Source organism: Pseudomonas cremoris (assembly GCF_014230465.1).
The window spans coordinates 21,008-38,203 of record NZ_JAAXCY010000013.1; the positions used below are offsets into that span (position 1 = coordinate 21,008).

Annotated in this window: 16 protein-coding genes; 12 read left to right on the forward strand and 4 right to left on the reverse strand. The window is 62.5% G+C overall.

The annotated features are described in order from the left end of the window. Positions 1–41 precede the first annotated feature (41 nt). Positions 42–5,861: an Hpt domain-containing protein gene (locus tag HF257_RS27405; protein ID WP_185709140.1), complete on the forward strand. Its 5,820-nt coding sequence runs from the start codon at positions 42–44 to the stop codon at positions 5,859–5,861. Continuing rightward, a complete protein-coding gene (locus HF257_RS27410) occupies positions 5,854–6,309 on the forward strand; it encodes a chemotaxis protein CheW (protein ID WP_185709141.1) in 456 nt (151 codons plus the stop codon). Before HF257_RS27405 ends, HF257_RS27410 begins: the two co-directional genes overlap by 8 nt. Positions 6,310–6,453: 144 nt before the next feature. Here the strand turns inward: HF257_RS27410 and HF257_RS27415 are convergent, their stop codons facing one another. After that, on the reverse strand, positions 6,454–6,741 hold the full coding sequence (locus HF257_RS27415; protein WP_105699617.1) for a HigA family addiction module antitoxin: 288 nt from the start codon (positions 6,739–6,741) through the stop codon (positions 6,454–6,456). A gap of 325 nt (positions 6,742–7,066) precedes the next feature. On the opposite strand from HF257_RS27415, the gene mdcA reads away from it, so the two are divergent. From mdcA to madM, 9 genes are all read left to right on the forward strand, one after another. Next, positions 7,067–8,737: a malonate decarboxylase subunit alpha gene (gene mdcA / locus HF257_RS27420; protein ID WP_185709142.1), complete on the forward strand. Its 1,671-nt coding sequence runs from the start codon at positions 7,067–7,069 to the stop codon at positions 8,735–8,737. Further along, entirely contained in the window at positions 8,738–9,571 is an 834-nt protein-coding gene (locus HF257_RS27425) for a triphosphoribosyl-dephospho-CoA synthase (RefSeq protein ID WP_185709143.1), read from the forward strand. It begins immediately after the preceding gene. Next, positions 9,571–9,870, forward strand: coding sequence for a malonate decarboxylase subunit delta (locus tag HF257_RS27430; protein WP_025857695.1), 300 nt, complete (start codon positions 9,571–9,573; stop codon positions 9,868–9,870). Before HF257_RS27425 ends, HF257_RS27430 begins: the two co-directional genes overlap by 1 nt. After that, positions 9,863–10,705: a biotin-independent malonate decarboxylase subunit beta gene (locus HF257_RS27435; RefSeq protein ID WP_185709144.1), complete on the forward strand. Its 843-nt coding sequence runs from the start codon at positions 9,863–9,865 to the stop codon at positions 10,703–10,705. Before HF257_RS27430 ends, HF257_RS27435 begins: the two co-directional genes overlap by 8 nt. Further along, positions 10,702–11,472, forward strand: coding sequence for a biotin-independent malonate decarboxylase subunit gamma (gene mdcE, locus HF257_RS27440; protein WP_185709145.1), 771 nt, complete (start codon positions 10,702–10,704; stop codon positions 11,470–11,472). The genes HF257_RS27435 and mdcE overlap by 4 nt, the downstream gene beginning before the upstream one ends. Continuing rightward, positions 11,466–12,053 (forward strand): malonate decarboxylase holo-ACP synthase, encoded by a 588-nt coding sequence (locus HF257_RS27445; RefSeq protein WP_185709146.1) that lies wholly within the window; start codon positions 11,466–11,468, stop codon positions 12,051–12,053. The genes mdcE and HF257_RS27445 overlap by 7 nt, the downstream gene beginning before the upstream one ends. Continuing rightward, positions 12,050–12,949: a malonate decarboxylase subunit epsilon gene (mdcH, locus tag HF257_RS27450; RefSeq protein ID WP_185709147.1), complete on the forward strand. Its 900-nt coding sequence runs from the start codon at positions 12,050–12,052 to the stop codon at positions 12,947–12,949. Before HF257_RS27445 ends, mdcH begins: the two co-directional genes overlap by 4 nt. A gap of 67 nt (positions 12,950–13,016) precedes the next feature. After that, positions 13,017–13,421 (forward strand): malonate transporter subunit MadL, encoded by a 405-nt coding sequence (madL, locus tag HF257_RS27455; RefSeq protein ID WP_185709148.1) that lies wholly within the window; start codon positions 13,017–13,019, stop codon positions 13,419–13,421. 1 nt (position 13,422) lies between these two features. Beyond that, positions 13,423–14,187: a malonate transporter subunit MadM gene (gene madM, locus HF257_RS27460; protein WP_185709149.1), complete on the forward strand. Its 765-nt coding sequence runs from the start codon at positions 13,423–13,425 to the stop codon at positions 14,185–14,187. Positions 14,188–14,340: 153 nt separating this feature from the next. Here the strand turns inward: madM and HF257_RS27465 are convergent, their stop codons facing one another. The 3 genes from HF257_RS27465 to HF257_RS27475 are packed head-to-tail and all read right to left on the reverse strand — an operon-like array spanning position 14,341 to position 16,407. Continuing rightward, positions 14,341–15,261, reverse strand: a complete 921-nt coding sequence (locus tag HF257_RS27465) for a LysR family transcriptional regulator (RefSeq protein ID WP_185709150.1) — start codon at positions 15,259–15,261, stop codon at positions 14,341–14,343. Positions 15,262–15,298: 37 nt separating this feature from the next. Then, complete coding sequence (locus HF257_RS27470) at positions 15,299–15,841, reverse strand: chromate transporter (RefSeq protein WP_185709151.1); 543 nt, start codon at positions 15,839–15,841, stop codon at positions 15,299–15,301. Further along, positions 15,841–16,407 (reverse strand): chromate transporter, encoded by a 567-nt coding sequence (locus tag HF257_RS27475; RefSeq protein WP_185709152.1) that lies wholly within the window; start codon positions 16,405–16,407, stop codon positions 15,841–15,843. Before HF257_RS27475 ends, HF257_RS27470 begins: the two co-directional genes overlap by 1 nt. 155 nt (positions 16,408–16,562) lie before the next feature. Between HF257_RS27475 and trhA the strand changes: the two genes are divergently transcribed. Beyond that, the gene (gene trhA / locus HF257_RS27480; RefSeq protein WP_178920063.1) at positions 16,563–17,180 is read left to right on the forward strand and encodes a PAQR family membrane homeostasis protein TrhA; all 618 of its coding nucleotides are present in this window, start codon (positions 16,563–16,565) and stop codon (positions 17,178–17,180) included. The last annotated feature ends 16 nt before the right edge of the window (positions 17,181–17,196 follow it).

Sequence of the window (17,196 nt, forward strand, 5' to 3'; positions counted from 1 at the left end):
TTCGAGATCCCGGCAACCCATGAATTTTCAGCGGAGCAGTTATGGTTGATCGGCACGACTACGTGGCCCTCGAATGGGTCAAGGGCGACATTGCCGAAACCCTGAAACAGGCACGTTCGGCGCTGGACGCCTTTGTCGAAACTGCTGACGGCGAGGCTATCAGCGAGTGCCTGGCGGGCGTTCACCAAGTGCATGGCGCGCTGCAAATGGTCGAGTTCTACGGCGCAGCATTGTTGGCCGAAGAGATCGAAGAACTGGCCCTGGCGCTCCAGTCCGGGCATGTCAGCCAGCGTGAAGAAAGCATCCGCCTGCTGCAGCAGGCCCTCAGTCAATTGCCGCTGTACCTGGACCGCGTGCACAGTGCCCGCCGCGACCTGCCGCTGGTGGTGTTGCCGCTGCTTAACGACCTGCGCAGCGCGCGCGGTGAAAGCCTGCTGTCGGAGACCAGCCTGTTCAGCCCACAGTTGCTGTCGATTGCGCCTTTGCCGGATGAAGCCCTGGCCCAACGTGCATCCGCCGACCTGCAAGACCAACTGCGCCAATGGCACCAACTGTTGCAACAAGCCCTGGCCGGTTTGCTGCGCGAAGACCATGGCCCCAGCAACCTGGAAGACATGGCGCGGGTGTTCGCACGCCTTGAAGCCCTGTGCCAGGGCGCCCCGTTGCTGCCGCTGTGGCAAGTTACCTCGGCATTGGTCGAAGGCATGCTCACTGGCGTGATCGCCAACAGCCCTGCGCTGCGCAGCCTGCTCAAAGCCAGTGACAAACAGCTCAAGCGATTGCTCGCCCAGGGTATCGGCGGCATCAACCAGCCGGCACCGGATGAGTTGCTCAAAAGCCTGTTGTTCTATGTCGCCAAAGTCACCCGGCCGACGCCGCGCATGCAGAGTTTGAAGGAGCGCTACGGCCTGGACGAAGCCTTGCCCGACAGCGCCGTGGTCGATGCCGAGCGCGCCCGCCTTGCGGGGCCGGACCGCAATGCCATGGGCTCGGTACTCGGTGCGCTGTGCGAGGAGCTGGTGCGGGTCAAGGAGCGTCTCGATCTGTTCGTGCGCAGCGACCGTCAGCACACCAGTGACCTGGATGCGCTGCTGGCGCCGCTGCGACAGATCGCTGACACCTTGGCCGTGCTGGGTTTTGGCCAGCCGCGCAAAGTCATCATCGACCAACTGGCCGTGGTGCTGAGCCTGGTCCAGGGTCAGCGCGAGCCTAATGACGCGGTGCTGATGGACGTCGCCGGCGCGTTGCTCTACGTCGAGGCAACCCTGGCAGGCATGGTCGGCACCGTCGAGCCGGAAAGCCGCGAAGAAAGCCGCTTGCCCACCACCGACCTGACCCAGATCCACCAGTTGGTGATCCGTGAGTGCTGCCAGTGCCTGAAGCAGGCCAAAGAGTTGGTCATCGACTGCATTGAAGCCGATTGGGACCGGCAGCGCATGGAGTCACTGCCCGAAGTGCTGAGCCAGGTGCGCGGTGCACTGGCCATGATTCCCCTGCCACGGGCGGCGAGCCTGATGCGCGGCTGCGCCGATTACGTCGACGAACAATTGATGGTCGAGGGCATCCGCCCGCCCGAGGCGCAGTTGGGGCATTTTGCCGATGTGATCAGCAGCCTGGAGTACTACCTGGAGCGCATGCTCCAAGACCCGGACGCCGATGGCGAGCGTGTGTTGGAACTGGCCACGCAAGGCTTGGCAGCCTTGGGTTACCTGCCGGCTGAAAAGCCGTGGCGCCAGGCGCTGGTTGCGCCGGACGGTGTGCTGTCCAGCGAGGTTGCTCCCAACCAATCCCAGTTCGACGCATTGGCCAGCCCCACATCGCGGCTGAACCCGCCAGCGTTGCAACGCCCCGGCAGCCTGCTGCCGCCACCGGCTGATGAAGCGCCGATTGACGACGAACTGCGCGAAGTCTTCCTCGAAGAAACCGATGAAGTCCTCGAAGTGCTGCACCGCTACTTGCCCGACAGCGCCGACAAAACCGCCCAAGGCGAAATGCGCCGGGCCTTCCACACGCTCAAGGGCAGCGGCCGCATGGTCCGCGCCTTGGTATTGGCCGAGCTGGCCTGGGCCGTGGAAAACCTGCTCAACCGCGTGCTGGAACGCAGCGTAGTCCTGGGCCCCGAGGTACAACAGGTCCTGGATGAAGCCGTAGCCCTGCTACCGGAATTGATCGACGACTTCGCCACCGACGACCAGCATCAACGGGACGAAGTCGATGCCTTGGCCGCTCGCGCCCATGCACTGGCCAGCGGTGCCCAGGTACCGGCCGCCGAAGCCCACGACCCGATGTTGCTGGAGATCTTCCGCAACGAAGCCCAAAGCCACCTGGAAAGTATCAACCACTTCCTGCAACAGGCCGCCGAACACGTGCCGCTGCAAGTCAGCGATGAACTGCAGCGCGCCCTGCATACCCTCAAAGGCAGCGCCTACATGGCCGGCGTGCTGCCCATTGCCGAACTGGCGCGCCCGCTGGATCACCTGACTCGCGAATACAAAGCCCACCGCCTACCGCTGGACCTGGATGAGGTGGAATTGCTGCTGGAGGCCGAGGGCCTGTTCCAGCGTGGGCTGCGTCACCTGAACAACGACCCCTTGGCACCGATCAAAGGTGCGCAAGACCTGATCAACCGCACCCAAAGCCTGCTGGATCAGCAATTGGCTGCGTTGCTCGACGCGCCCAACACCGGCCTGCGCATCAAGCGCGATCCACAGCTGATCGCCAACTTTCTGGCCCAGGGCATGGACATTCTGCTCGACGCCGAAAGCCTGCTGCGCCGCTGGCAACAGCATCCCGGCGAGCGCCAGGAACTCACCGCGTTGCTGGACGAATTGACCACGCTGGGGGAGGGCGCGCACATCGCCGACCTGCACCCCATCGATGAGTTGTGCGAAGCCTTGCTCGACCTGTATGGCGCCGTGGAAGAAAGCAGCCTGGCGGTCAGCGAACGGTTTTTCCATGAGGCCGAACAGGCCCATGAAGCGCTGATCAACATGCTCGATCAACTGGCCGCCGGCCAGGAGATCAGCCCGGCGCCGGCGCGGGTCGAGGCCCTACGCGAGCTGCTGGACGAAGCGCTTGATCCGTCCGCCACCGGCCTGATCAAAAGCGATGGCAGCCGTACGCTGAGCATTTCCGAGTTGGGCGCCGCGACAAAGCAGCTGGATCACGAAACGGCCATGGACGATGAGATCGTCGAGATCTTCCTCGAAGAAGCCGTGGATATCCTCGACAGCGCCGGGCAATCCCTCAAGCGCTGGTTGCTGGAACCCGACAACGCCGCGCCGTTGTCCTCGTTGCAGCGAGATTTGCACACCCTCAAGGGTGGCGCGCGCATGGCCGAAATCGGACCGATTGGCGACCTGGCCCATGAGCTGGAATGTCTGTACGAAGGCCTGGTGGACCGGCGCTACAGCTACAGCGCCGAGCTGTCCCAGGTGCTGATGGCCAGCCACGAGCGGTTGGCGTTGCAGTTGGAAGAACTGCAACACCATCATGCCTTGAGCGACAGCGCCGAACTGGTTGCCAAGGTGCGGGCACTGCGTCAGAACAACCCGCCCGCGACGCCAGCCGTGGTGGAGAAAGCCTCGGGCGCCGATCCGGAGTTGCTGGATATCTTCCTCGAAGAAGCCGCCGATATTCTCGACAGCTCCAGCAGTGCTTTGCTGCGTTGGCAGGCCGAGCCCGGCAACCGCCAAGAGGTGGAAACCCTGCTGCGCGATTTGCACACCCTCAAGGGCGGCGCGCGCATGGTCGAGATCGGGCCGATTGGCGATTTGGCCCACGAGTTGGAATTTCTCTACGAAGGCTTGTCTGCAGGCTTGCTGACGCCTTCGGCGGAATTGTTCGCGCTGCTGCAAGGCTGCCATGACCGCCTGGCGCAGATGATCGATGCGGTGGCGGATGGCTTGCCGGTGGGGTCGGTGGACAAGCTCATCGAGCGCATCAAAAGCCTGGTGCACCCGAGTGACGAACCGGTAGTGCCGGTTGCGCTGCCGGCAGGCAAGGCCGAGGCGGTGGTGGACCCGGCCGCCGACATGGTGAAAATCTCCGCCGACCTGTTGGACGACCTGGTCAACCTGGCCGGTGAAACCTCGATATTCCGAGGCCGTATCGAACAGCAGGTCAACGACGCACGCATCGCCCTCACTGAGGTGGAGACCACGATTGAGCGTATGCGCGACCAACTGCGTCGGCTCGACACCGAAACCCAAGGGCGCATCCTCAGTCGCCAGCAGGCCGAGGCCGAGCGCTTGGGGTATGAAGAATTCGATCCGCTGGAAATGGACCGCCATTCCCAGTTGCAGCAACTGTCCCGTGCACTCTCCGAATCGGTGTCCGACCTGCTCGACCTTAAAGATACCCTCGACAGCCGCAATCAGGACGCCCACGACCTGTTGCAGCAACAGGCGCGTATCAACACCGAGTTGCAAGAAGGCCTGATGCGTACGCGCATGGTGCCATTCGAACGCATGCTGCCGCGCCTCAAGCGCATCGTGCGCCAGGTGGCGGAAGAGCTCGGCAAGGACGTGGAATTTGTCGTCGGCAATGCCGAAGGCGAGATGGACCGCAATGTCCTGGAACGCATGGCGGCGCCGCTGGAGCATATGCTGCGCAACGCCGTCGACCATGGTTTGGAGTCCCGGGAGGCGCGGCTGTTGGCCGGCAAACCGGAGAAGGGGCGTATTACCCTGGACCTGACCCACGAAGGTGGCGATATCGTCTTCGACATGCGCGACGACGGCGCGGGCGTGCCGTTGGAGGCCGTGCGGCGCAAGGCAATCAAGCGAGGTTTGCTCGACCCCCATCAAGAGATCAGCGACCGCGACGTGTTGCAGTTCATCCTGCAGCCGGGCTTCTCCACCGCCGAAAAAATCACGCAGATTTCCGGGCGCGGCGTGGGCATGGACGTGGTGCATGAAGAAGTGCGTCAGCTGGGTGGCTCGATGTTCATTGAGTCGACGCCGGGCATGGGCGTGCACTTTCGCATTCGCTTGCCGTTCACCGTGTCGGTCAATCGCGCACTCATGGTGCAGTGTGCGGACGACCAATACGCGATCCCCCTCAACACCATCGAAGGGTTGGTGCGGGTGCTGCCCCATGAGTTGGCGGGGCATTACCAACAAGACCCGCCATCTTACGAATACGCCGGCCAACGTTACGAGCTGTTTTATCTGGGCGACCTGCTGCACACCGTCAGCCGCCCGAAACTGCTGGGTCAATACCAGCCGGTGCCGGTGCTGTTGGTGCAGTGCAATGAACGGCACGTGGCCGTGCATGTGGATGCCATGGCCGGTACGCGAGAGATTGTGGTCAAGGGCCTGGGGCCGCAGTTTGCCGGGGTTCAGGGGTTGTCCGGTGCGACCATTCTCGGTGATGGCCGCGTGGTGCTGATCATCGACTTGCTGGCGCATATCCGTGCACGTCAACCGGCGTTGCCGGCGCAGGTGGTGGACGCGCCGCTGATCCTCAACGACCCCCTGAAAAAGCGCCCGCTGTTGGTCTTGGTGGTGGACGACTCGGTCACCGTGCGTAAAGTCACCAGTCGTCTGCTGGAGCGCAACGGCATGAACGTGCTCACCGCCAAGGACGGCATCGACGCCATCGCTGTACTCGAAGAACACACCCCGGACCTGATGCTGCTGGACATCGAAATGCCGCGCATGGACGGCTTTGAGGTGGCCACACAAGTGCGCAACGATCCGCGCCTGATGCGCCTGCCGATCATCATGATCACCTCCCGCACCGGCCAGAAACACCGCGACCGCGCCATGGCCATTGGCGTGAATGACTACCTCGGCAAGCCGTACCAAGAGTCGGTGCTGCTGGAAAGCATCGCCTACTGGAGCAAGTCCCATGCTTGACCACCGCACCAGTCAACTGACTGGCCTGCTGTTGCCTCTGGCTGACCGCCACCTGGTACTGCCCAACGTCGCCATCGCGGAGCTGATCGACTTTCAGCGCGGCGAGCCGGCCAGCGACGCGCCACCGTGGTACTTGCGACAAGTGACCTGGCGGGATCAACAACTGCCGCTGATCAGCTTTGAAGCGGTGTGCGGTGAAGCTGCCGTCACCGGCGAGCGCTCGCGCATTGTGGTGCTCAATGCCCTGGGCGGGCGGCCGACGTTGAAGTTCATTGCGTTGGTGATCCAGGGCATTCCACGGTCGTACAAACTCGATAGCCAGCTGAGTTACGTGGACGTGCCGCTGTGCCCGCTGGAGCTGGCGGCGGTGCAGGTGGGGGAGCATGTAGCGAAGGTGCCGGATTTGATGGGGTTGGAAGCGTTGCTGGTGGAGTCGGGCCTGGCCTGACCTTAAGCCTTGTGAAGAGCCAATGTGGGAGCGGGCTTGCTCGCGAATGCGGTGCATCAGTTACAAATATACTGACTGACACTGCGCATTCGCGAGCAAGCCCGCTCCCACATTTGATCTTCAGCGTTGGATAGACCGTGCCCGCTACTCAATCCGCGCAAACCGCTCAATCACCGGCTGCTCCCGATGTTCGGCCTGCCACAAATCATAGGCACTCTGCATCGACAGCCATAACCGTCCTGTACTCACACCCGCGCGTTCAAGCCGCACCGCCAAGTCCGGGCTGACCGGCGCATGCCCATGCAAAATTCTTGAAAACGTCTCACGGGCAAACCCAAGACGGCGGGCCATTTCGGTGATGGTGATGCCCAGTGCTGGGATCACATCTTCAAGCAGGATTTCGCCTGGGTGAGGTGGGTTGTGCATACCCATATCGATACCTCTACTCAATGGTCGCCTTTCAACCGATGGATGCCCGTGGCGAGATTCGGACAGAGAAGCCTAGAGAGGCAGGTTCCGAGCAACAACCTGAAGAGATTGTCGGAAATTTCGCTGAGGTTATCTAGAAATTGACAGACATAAAGCGGTCTCTTTCTGGGACTGCCACCTCCCACATTTTGATCTTCACTTGGCTCGGGCTCAGTGTTTGCTGAATGTCCGTTACTCCAACCGTAATAGTTCATCTCTCAGCTTGATTGATGGCCCCCTGAATCAATCCTAAGGTAAGCCCCACGACAGCAAACCCCGTGGAGCGACCATGACAACAACAACTACCCCCGACTCGCGCTGGACGCGGCGGCGCGACGAGAAGCAGCGGCGGCTCGGGCTGGTCAAAAAGTATGCAGACGGTGCGGTACTGCCCAGTGACAAGATCATCGAAGCACTGGAGGCGCTGATCCTTCCTGGTGACCGCGTGGTGCTGGAAGGCAACAACCAAAAACAGGCCGACTTCCTCTCGCGCTCCCTGGCCAAGGCCGACCCCGCCAAGCTCCACGATTTGCACATGATCATGCCCAGTGTCGGCCGTTCCGAGCACTTGGACCTGTTTGAAAAGGGCATCGCCCGCAAGCTGGATTTCTCTTTCGCCGGCACCCAATCCCTGCGCATCAGCCAGTTGCTGGAAGACGGCCTGCTGGAAATCGGCGCGATCCACACCTACATCGAACTCTATGCGCGGCTGGTGGTGGATCTGACCCCCAACGTGGTGCTCTCCGCGGGTTTCATGGCCGACCGCGCCGGCAACATCTACACCGGTGCCAGCACCGAAGACACCCCGGCGCTGATCGAGCCCGCTGCCTTCAGCGATGGCATTGTCATCGTGCAGGTCAACCAACTGGTCGACGACGTCACCGACTTGCCTCGCGTGGATATTCCGGCCAGTTGGGTGGATTTTGTGGTGGTGGCCGACAAGCCGTTCTACATCGAGCCGCTGTTCACTCGCGACCCGCGCCACATCAAGCCAGTGCACGTGTTGATGGCGATGATGGCGATCCGTGGCATCTACGAAAAACACAACGTGCAGTCCCTGAATCACGGCATTGGTTTCAACACCGCCGCCATCGAATTGATCCTGCCCACCTACGGCGAATCCCTGGGCCTGAAGGGCAAGATCTGCCGCAACTGGACCCTGAACCCGCACCCCACGCTGATCCCCGCTATCGAAAGCGGTTGGGTGGAAAGCGTGCATTGCTTCGGCACCGAACTGGGCATGGAAAACTACATCGCTGCGCGTCCGGATGTGTTTTTCACTGGCCGCGACGGCTCGATGCGTTCCAACCGAATGTTCTGCCAACTGGCCGGGCAATACGCGGTGGACCTGTTTATCGGCGCCACCTTGCAAGTGGACGGCGATGGTCATTCCTCCACCGTGACCCGTGGCCGTCTCGCCGGTTTCGGTGGCGCGCCGAACATGGGCCACGACCCGCGTGGCCGTCGTCACGGTACGCCGGCATGGCTGGATATGCGCCACGACGATGCGCCGGAAGCTTTGCTCGAACGCGGCAAAAAACTCGTGGTGCAAATGGTCGAGACCTTCCAGGAAGGCGGCAAACCGACCTTCGTCGACACCCTCGACGCGGTGGAAGTCGCGCGCAAAAGCGGCATGCCCCTGGCACCGATCATGATCTACGGCGACGACGTCACTCACCTGCTCACCGAAGAAGGCATCGCCTACCTCTACAAGGCGCGTTCTCTGGAAGAGCGCCAGGCAATGATCGCCGCGGTCGCCGGGGTGACCGCCATCGGCATGCGCCACAACCCCAAGGACACCGCGCGCATGCGCCGCGAAGGCTTGATCGCGTTGCCCGAAGACCTCGGTATCCGCCGCACCGACGCCACCCGCGAGCTGTTGGCCGCCAAGAGCGTGGCCGACCTGGTGGAGTGGTCCGGTGGCCTGTACAACCCGCCCGCCAAATTCAGGAGCTGGTAAATGCGCGCCCTCAAACTGCATGAATTGACCCTCGCTGAACGCCTGGCGGACATGGCCGTGGATGCCTTGATCGATGAAGCGGACCTGTCGCCCAAGCCCGCCTTGGTGGACCGCCGTGGCAACGGCGCCCACAGCGATTTGCACCTGGGCCTGATGCACGCCTCGGCGCTGTCTTTGTGGCCGATGTTCAAGGACATGGCTGAAGCCGCGCTTGATATCGGCGAGATTGGTTTGCCGCTGCGCGAAGCCTTGGGGCGGATCGGCCGCGAAGGTGAGCAAGCAATGCTCGTCACCACCAACGGGGTGAATACTCACCGAGGTGCAATTTGGGCCCTCGGCTTGCTCACCGCTGCTGCGGCGCTCGAGCCACGCGCCGTAACGCTGAATGCAGCGAAATTAGCCCTGCTCAACGACCGCTACGCGCCGCAGCCGATGAGTCACGGCGCCCAGGTTGCGCAGCGCTACGGCGCACGCGGTGCCCGTGAAGAAGCACAACTCGGCTTCCCCTCTGTGGTGCAACGCGGCCTGCCGCAACTGCACAAAAGCCGCCAGCAACACACCGGCGAGCAAAACGCTCGGCTGGATGCCTTGCTCGCGATCATGACCGAGCTGGCCGACACCTGCGTGCTCTACCGCGCGGGCCCCGAAGGCATTGCTGCCATGCAACGCGGCGCCCAAGCCGTACTGGATGCGGGCGGCAGCGCGACCCTGGCCGGTCGCCGCCAATTGCACGAATTGGATAACCAACTGCTGGCTCTGAATGCCTCCCCCGGCGGTGCCGCCGACCTGTTGGCCGCCTGCCTGTTTATCGACCGCCTCGACGGAGCGTTGTGATGGAAACCTTATCCTTTGAATTCCCCGCCGGGCAGCCGCCAAAGGGCCGTGCGCTGGTGGGTTGTGTCGGTTCGGGTGACCTGGAAGTGCTGCTGGAACCGGGCACGCCGGGCACGCTGACGATCCAGGTGCAGACCTCGGTGAATGGCGCCGAGCAACGTTGGCAGCATTTGTTTGAACGGATTTTCCAGGAGCAGACGCCGCCAGCCTTGAACATTGATATCCACGACTTCGGCGCGACACCCGGTGTAGTGCGCTTGCGTCTGGAACAGGGCTTTGAGGAGGTTGGCCATGACTGACTTACTCGCCAAACACAGCTTCGTCGAACTGGGCGCACGGCAGCGGGCCAAGGCGTTGCTCGACGCCAGTTCCTACCGCGAATTGATCGACCCGTTCCAGCGCGTCATGTCGCCGTGGCTCAGCCGCCAAGGCGTGGTGCCCCAGGCCGATGACGGCGTGGTGATCACCAAGGGCAGCATCGCGGGTTTACCGGTGGTGATCGCCGCCATCGAAGGCAACTTCCAGGGCGGCAGCCTCGGCGAAGTCGGTGGTGCAAAAATCGCTGGTGCTCTGGAGCTGGCGGCCGAAGACAATCGCAATGGCATCCCCACTCGCGCCGTGCTGCTGCTGGAAACCGGCGGCGTGCGGTTGCAGGAAGCCAACCTGGGGCTGGCGGCGATTGCCGATATTCATGCGGCGATTGTCGATCTGCGCCAGTACCAGCCGGTGATCGGCGTGGTGGCGGGCAGCGTGGGTTGTTTTGGTGGCATGTCGATCGCCGCCGGGCTGTGCAGCTACCTCGTCGTGACCCGTGAGGCGCGCCTGGGCTTGAACGGCCCGCAGGTGATCGAACAGGAAGCCGGCCTTGAGGAATACGACTCCCGCGACCGCCCGTTCATCTGGAGCCTTACCGGTGGCGAGCAACGGTTCAACAGCGGCTTGGCCGACCGCTACGTGGCCGATGATGTGGCCCAGATTCAACAAACCGTCAGCGCGCTGCTGCAACAAGGTTTGCCCACCCAACAACGCAGCCGGCAGGCCGAACACTACCTGGCGCGTCTCGCCGAGCTGGACGCCACGCCGCAAATCGAACCTGCAACGGTGCGCGCGCTGTATCAAGGAGAACGCTCATGAGAGGGCTGCAGTGGTTCAACGCATTGAGTGCCGGCGCAACGCCCGTTGAGGGGTTGCCGGCTTCGCTGAAAGTGGCTGACGGTGTATTGGGCGAACAACCCGTGCGCTTTATCGCCGTGGTCACCGACGCGCAAAACCGCTTCCCGCGTGCACGTAACGGCGAGGTCGGTTTGCTGGAAGGCTGGGGCCTGGCCAAGGCAGTGGATGACGCTATCGCCCGTGGCGACAAGCGCCCGCTGATCGCCATCGTCGATGTGCCGAGCCAAGCCTACGGTCGTCGTGAAGAAGCCCTCGGCATCCATCAAGCCCTGGCCGCCGCCGCCGAGAGCTACGCCCGTGCTCGCCTCGCCGGGCACCCGGTGATTGCGCTGTTGGTGGGCAAGGCCATGTCTGGTGCGTTCCTCGCTCACGGCTACCAAGCCAACCGCCTGATCGCCCTGCGTGACCCCGGCGTGATGGTGCACGCCATGGGCAAGGCCTCGGCGGCGCGGGTGACCCTGCGCAGTGTCGAGGAACTGGAAGCCCTGGCCGCCAGCGTGCCACCCATGGCCTATGACATCGACAGCTATGCCAGCCTCGGCTTGCTGTGGGAGACCTTGTCAGTCAGCCAGATCGAACAGCCAACCGTGCAGGATGTAGAGCGGGTTGGCGATTGCCTGGTCAGTGCGATCAAGGACATCGAAACGCCTGATTTGAGCAGCCGCCTCGGCGCCACCCATCGCGCCGCTTCCAGCCATGTACGCCAACTGCTGCGGGAGCAATGGTGAACGCCCACGACCTGCTCTGGGGCATGAGCCCGGCGCATCTTCCCGCTGACGCTCCGGCGTGGGCGGCGGATGCGTTGGCCGCTGTGGTGGTGCGTCGCGCCATCGTTGCTCCAGGGCTTGTCGCCGTCGGCGTGCGTGGGCGTTTGCGCGAGCAGCGTCTTGGCGCTGTGATGCCGGTTGCTGCCATTCAACGTCGGGTCGCGCCGGAGGCGTTATGCGACGTGATTTCGCCGCGAGATTTACCCGCGTTGCAGGCGCTCGACCAACTGCGCCCGCTGCTGGCGCCGCTGAACTGGGGCGTCACCGGCAGTGCGGGTTTTGAATTGGCCACGGGCATTGAAGCGCTGCATGCCCAAAGCGACCTGGATTTGATTCTGCGCACACCCGAGCCGCTGGATCGCAACGATGCGCGTGACCTGCTGGCGACGCTGGACAAGGCGGTTTGCGCCGTCGACCTGCAACTGCAAACGCCCTTCGGCGCCGTTGCCCTGCGCGAATGGGCGGGCGCATCACGGCGGGTATTGTTGAAAACTGTCAGCGGTGCGCACCTGGTGATTGATCCGTGGCAGGCCGTGGCATGAGCAGCCTTCTGGTGTTCCCGGGGCAGGGCGCCCAACGGCCGGGCATGCTCCAGCCGCTGCCGGTCGAGGTGTTGGAGCACGCCAGCGATGTGTTGGGCGAAGACGCGCGCGCATTGGACTCAGCCGAGGCGCTGGCGGATACCCGTGCAGTCCAACTGTGCCTGCTGATCGCCGGGGTGGCCCACGCTCGCCTGCTGCAACATACCCCGGATTACGTCGCGGGCTTGTCCATCGGTGCCTACCCGGCGGCGGTGATTGCGGGCGCCCTCGACTTTGCCGATGCCCTCAAACTCGTCAGCCTGCGCGGCGAACTGATGCAAAACGCTTATCCACAGGGCTACGGAATGACTGCGATCATCGGCCCCGAGTTATCCACAGTGGAAACGCTACTGGCCGAGATCCACAGCCCGGAAACCCCGGTGTACCTGGCCAATATCAACGCCGACAACCAGACCGTGATCGCCGGTAGCGACGAGGCCATGAAACGCGTCGCTCAACGTATCAAGGGCAACGGCATCGCCAAACGGCTGGCCGTCAGTGTGCCGTCCCATTGTGCACTGCTGGAGCAACCTGCCCAGGCATTGGCGCAAGCCTTCGTGCCGCTCAAGGCACCGCGCATCACCTACTTGAGCAGCACCCGCGCGCGACCTGTCCACAACCCCGAGCAGCTGCGCGACGACTTGGCTTTCAACATGTGCCGCGTCGTCGACTGGCGTGGCACCGTGCAAAGCGCCTATGAGCGCGGCGTGCGCCTGCAAATCGAACTGCCGCCGGGCGCGGTGCTCACTGGCCTGTCACGCCGCGTGTTTGAACAAGGCACGGTGATCGCCTGCGAAGGCGCGCGCCTGGACACCTTGCAGGCCCTGCTGCAAGAGGAGGAGCGCCGCCACCGATAAAGCACCACCCAAGGCTTTCGAAGCACAAAAACAACAATTTCGATCGAGCACTTTGAGGACAACAACAATGATTATCTACGGTGTGGCATTACTGGCGATCTGCACGCTTGCGGGCGTGATCATGGGCGACATGCTCGGCGTGTTGCTGGGCGTCAAATCCAACGTGGGCGGGGTGGGTATCGCGATGATCTTGCTGATTTGCGCGCGCCTGTGGATGCAAAAGCGCGGCGGCATGACCAAGGATTGCGAGATGGGCGTGGGCTTTTGGGGCGCCATGTACATCCCGGTTGTTGTAGCGATGGCTGCGCAACAAAACGTCGTGACGGCCTTGCACGGCGGCCCGGTGGCGGTACTTGCGGCTATCGGTTCCGTGGTGGTGTGCGGATGCACGATTGCCCTGATCAGTCGCACCCACAAGGGTGAGCCGCTGCCCGCCGAAGAGCCGGTGATCGCCGCTGCGGGAGGTCGCTGATATGTGGGATCTCATCGAGAAAGGTTTGGAACATAACGGCCTGGTCACAGCGTTTGCCTTCGTTGGCGTAGTGATGTGGATTTCGGTGGTGCTGTCCAAACGCCTCACGTTCGGGCGCATTCATGGTTCGGCAATTGCCATCGTTATCGGCCTGGTATTGGCCTGGGTGGGCGGCACGATTACCGGCGGGCAAAAGGGCCTGGCGGACCTGGCGCTGTTCTCCGGCATTGGGTTGATGGGCGGCGCGATGCTGCGGGACTTCGCCATCGTGGCCACGGCGTTTGAAGTGCAAGCCACCGAAGCGCGCAAGGCCGGGATGATCGGCGTGATCGCATTGCTGCTGGGCACGGTGCTGCCGTTTATTGTGGGCGCCAGCATGGCCTGGGCATTTGGTTATCGCGATGCGATCAGCATGACCACCATCGGTGCGGGCGCGGTGACTTACATCGTTGGGCCAGTGACCGGTGCGGCGATCGGCGCGACGTCGGATGTGATGGCGCTGTCGATTGCCACCGGGTTGATCAAGGCGATCCTGGTGATGGTGGGCACGCCAGTGGCGGCGCGTTGGATGGGCCTGGATAACCCGCGTTCGGCGATGGTGTTTGGTGGGCTGGCCGGCACGGTCAGTGGTGTGACCGCCGGGCTGGCGGCGACGGATCGGCGGTTGGTGCCGTATGGCGCGTTGACGGCAACCTTTCACACCGGGCTTGGGTGTTTGTTGGGACCTTCGTTGTTGTACTTCATTGTTCGTGGGTTGGTTGGGTAAGTTTTTGAATTCTTGTTGTTAGTTCGGGCCTCTTCGCGAGCAAGTCGAATCGTCGCACCGCCGCTCCCACAGTTGAACGAGTTTCAGCATAAGAATGCGGTCGAATGTGGGAGCGGCGGTGCGACGATTCGACTTGCTCGCGAAAGCGGTGTGTCAGGCTGCCCCCTGCCGATTGGCATACATCCGACACTCGGCCAACAGCGCCAACAAGTTCGGGTCGCGCTCCTTGGCCTTCAAGAACACCACCCCGATATGCTGCTGCAACCGATACTTGGGTTGCAGCGGTATCAGCTTCACGCGGTTCTCATACACCGCCGCAATCCGCCCCGGCAGCAGTGCATATCCCACCCCTGAGCTGACCATGCTCAGCAGGGTGAAGATGTCATTCACCTGCATCGCTACCTTGGGCTCAAACCCCGCCTGCTTGAACACACGGTTGCCGTCCTGGTGAGTGGCGAAGCCTTGGGTGAGGGTGATGAAGGTGGCGTCGCGCACATCCGCCAGGTCGATTTGTTGCTCGCGGTCGAACGGCGAATCGGCCGGGGTGGCCAGGAAAATGTCGTCGGAGAACAGCGCGATCTGCTCGCAGTCGGGGTCGTTGGCGCGCTCGTCGAGGGAGATGAGGATCGCGTCCACTTCCATGTTCTTGAGCTTGTAGAGCAGGTCGAAGTTGGAGCCCAGGATCAGGTCGATGTTGAGTTCGCTGCGGCGGATCTTCAGGCCCATGATCAGTTGCGGTACGGTCTTCACCGTCAACGAATACAACGAGCCCAGCTTGAAACGCTCGGCGGAGAAACCGGCGGCTTCGCGGGTGAGGCGCACGCTGTCGACCACGTCGGCCACCAGTTTCTGCGCACGCTCTTCCAAGACATACGCGCTTTCCAGCGGCGTGAGGTTGCGCCCTTCATGTTTGAACAGCGGGCAGCGCAGGGCGTTTTCCAGGGAGTGGATGGCGCGGTGCACGCTGACATTGCTGGTTTGCAACTCGGATGCGGCGCGGGCCAGGTTGCCGGTGCGCATGAACGCCAGGAAGATTTCCAGCTTCTTGAGGGTGAACTCTTCGTCGATCAGCATGGCCGTGGCTCTTATTCGAATGCTGTCGATTGTGCCCCTAAAACCCGTTCACTCCCAGCCATGCGCTGCCCAGGCCCAACAGCACGCCGAGGATGATCAGCCAGATCGCATTCAACCGTGTGTAATACACCACGGCGGCGCTGGCCAAGGTCAGCACCAGGCTGGTGGCGTTGTTTTCCAGGCTGTTCATCAGGATGTAGGTGGAGGCGAGGATCAGTCCGATGGAAATGGGCAGCAGGCTGCGCTTGACCCGTTGCACCCACGGCGTGCGGGTGTGGCGCTCCAGCCAGCCGGCGCCGACGTAGGTGAGCACCGAGCACGGCACCAGCTTGGCCATCAGCGCCACCAGCGCACCAGGCAACCCGGCGGCCTGTTGGCCAATGAACACCAGAAACATGCCGTTAGGGCCGGGCAGCGCCTGGGACAGTGCAAAGAACGCGACAAATTGTGCGTCGGTGATCCAACGCATATCGACCACGGTGTAGCGGTGGATATCACCGATGGCCACGGTGTTGCCGCCAATCGCCATCAATGACCACAGCGCGCATTGGATCATCAGGTGCAGCAGGACGGTTTGCATCAGCTGGCCACCGCTTTCGCAGGGATAAAGCTCAAGGCCAGGGAACTGGGGATGCAGACCAGCAGCACCATCCACAGCGGCAGCACCAGCACGGCCATCAACACAAAGGTGAGCAGGAAGGCACTGTAATTGGCGACGGTCCTGGGCATCGCCTTGAGCAGCCGCAAGGTCGTGCCGAGCATCAACCCCGTGGCAATCGGCATCACCGCGCCGAAGATTTGCTGCACCACGTCATGGCTCCACCATTTTGCGTAGGCGAAACCGGCGAACACGGTGATCAGCGAGGGGAACAGGTACAGCCCGCACACGGTCACAACCGCACCCGGCAAACCATGCAGGCGCCGGCCGTAGATGATGCCGACGTTGGCGATGTTCGGGCCTGGGAAAAATTGGCCGGTGGTGAGCAGTTCGTTGAAACCCTGCTCGCTGACCCACTGCCGGCGGTCAACCATCATCTGGCGCGCCCAGGGCATCACACCGCCGAAACCGAACAGGCCGACCATGGCGAAGTTGTAAAACAACTGCCATAGGCTGGGGTGGGGCGAGGTGGGTTCAAGCTCGGGCATGGGGGGCGTTCCGGGGCGACGGCGGTTGGGGCAATCATCGTTTGCCGATAACCTTTGGGCAAATGAAGAAAAGCCGGTTACCTGCTCAGGCGCCACAGGCGTCAGAATGCAGGTGGCCAAACCATGTGGTAACGGTTATTCGAGGTGAGTGACACATGTATCACGGGGAACGATTCAACGCCTGGAGCCATTTGCTCGGGGCGGTCGCGGCCTTTGCGGGCGCGGTGTGGATGTTGGTGGTGGCGAGCCTGGATGGAAGCCCCTGGAAGATCGTCAGCGTTGCGATTTATGGCTTCACGCTGCTGGTGCTGTACAGCGCGTCCACCGTGTACCACAGCGTGCGTGGCCGGCGAAAAGAGATCATGCAGAAGGTCGATCACTTTTCGATCTACCTGTTGATTGCCGGCAGCTACACGCCGTTTTGCCTGGTGACTCTGCGGGGGCCGTGGGGCTGGACGCTGTTCGGGATTGTGTGGGGGCTGGCGGTGATCGGCATATTGCAGGAGATCAAGCCGCGCTCCGAGGCGCGGGTCCTGTCCATCGTGATCTACGCGGTGATGGGCTGGATCGTGCTAGTGGCGGTCAAGCCGTTGATTGCTGCACTCGGCACGGCGGGGTTCACCTGGTTGGCGGCGGGTGGTGTGTTGTACACCGTGGGCATCATCTTTTTTGCCCTGGAGGATCGCCTGCGACATTCCCATGGGATCTGGCATTTGTTTGTGATCGGCGGGAGCCTGCTGCACTTTGTGGCGATCATGCATTACGTGCTGTAGGAGCGAGCAAGCTCGC

Bases quoted from the DNA above. Each gene is read 5' to 3' on its own strand.
- HF257_RS27405 (WP_185709140.1), top strand. From the start codon at position 42: ATGGTTGATCGGCACGACTACGTGGCCCTCGAATGGGTCAAGGGCGAC.
- HF257_RS27410 (WP_185709141.1), top strand. From the start codon at position 5,854: ATGCTTGACCACCGCACCAGTCAACTGACTGGCCTGCTGTTGCCTCTG.
- HF257_RS27415 (WP_105699617.1), bottom strand. From the start codon at position 6,741: ATGGGTATGCACAACCCACCTCACCCAGGCGAAATCCTGCTTGAAGAT.
- mdcA (WP_185709142.1), top strand. From the start codon at position 7,067: ATGACAACAACAACTACCCCCGACTCGCGCTGGACGCGGCGGCGCGAC.
- HF257_RS27425 (WP_185709143.1), top strand. From the start codon at position 8,738: ATGCGCGCCCTCAAACTGCATGAATTGACCCTCGCTGAACGCCTGGCG.
- HF257_RS27430 (WP_025857695.1), top strand. From the start codon at position 9,571: ATGGAAACCTTATCCTTTGAATTCCCCGCCGGGCAGCCGCCAAAGGGC.
- HF257_RS27435 (WP_185709144.1), top strand. From the start codon at position 9,863: ATGACTGACTTACTCGCCAAACACAGCTTCGTCGAACTGGGCGCACGG.
- mdcE (WP_185709145.1), top strand. From the start codon at position 10,702: ATGAGAGGGCTGCAGTGGTTCAACGCATTGAGTGCCGGCGCAACGCCC.
- HF257_RS27445 (WP_185709146.1), top strand. From the start codon at position 11,466: ATGGTGAACGCCCACGACCTGCTCTGGGGCATGAGCCCGGCGCATCTT.
- mdcH (WP_185709147.1), top strand. From the start codon at position 12,050: ATGAGCAGCCTTCTGGTGTTCCCGGGGCAGGGCGCCCAACGGCCGGGC.
- madL (WP_185709148.1), top strand. From the start codon at position 13,017: ATGATTATCTACGGTGTGGCATTACTGGCGATCTGCACGCTTGCGGGC.
- madM (WP_185709149.1), top strand. From the start codon at position 13,423: ATGTGGGATCTCATCGAGAAAGGTTTGGAACATAACGGCCTGGTCACA.
- HF257_RS27465 (WP_185709150.1), bottom strand. From the start codon at position 15,261: ATGCTGATCGACGAAGAGTTCACCCTCAAGAAGCTGGAAATCTTCCTG.
- HF257_RS27470 (WP_185709151.1), bottom strand. From the start codon at position 15,841: ATGCAAACCGTCCTGCTGCACCTGATGATCCAATGCGCGCTGTGGTCA.
- HF257_RS27475 (WP_185709152.1), bottom strand. From the start codon at position 16,407: ATGCCCGAGCTTGAACCCACCTCGCCCCACCCCAGCCTATGGCAGTTG.
- trhA (WP_178920063.1), top strand. From the start codon at position 16,563: ATGTATCACGGGGAACGATTCAACGCCTGGAGCCATTTGCTCGGGGCG.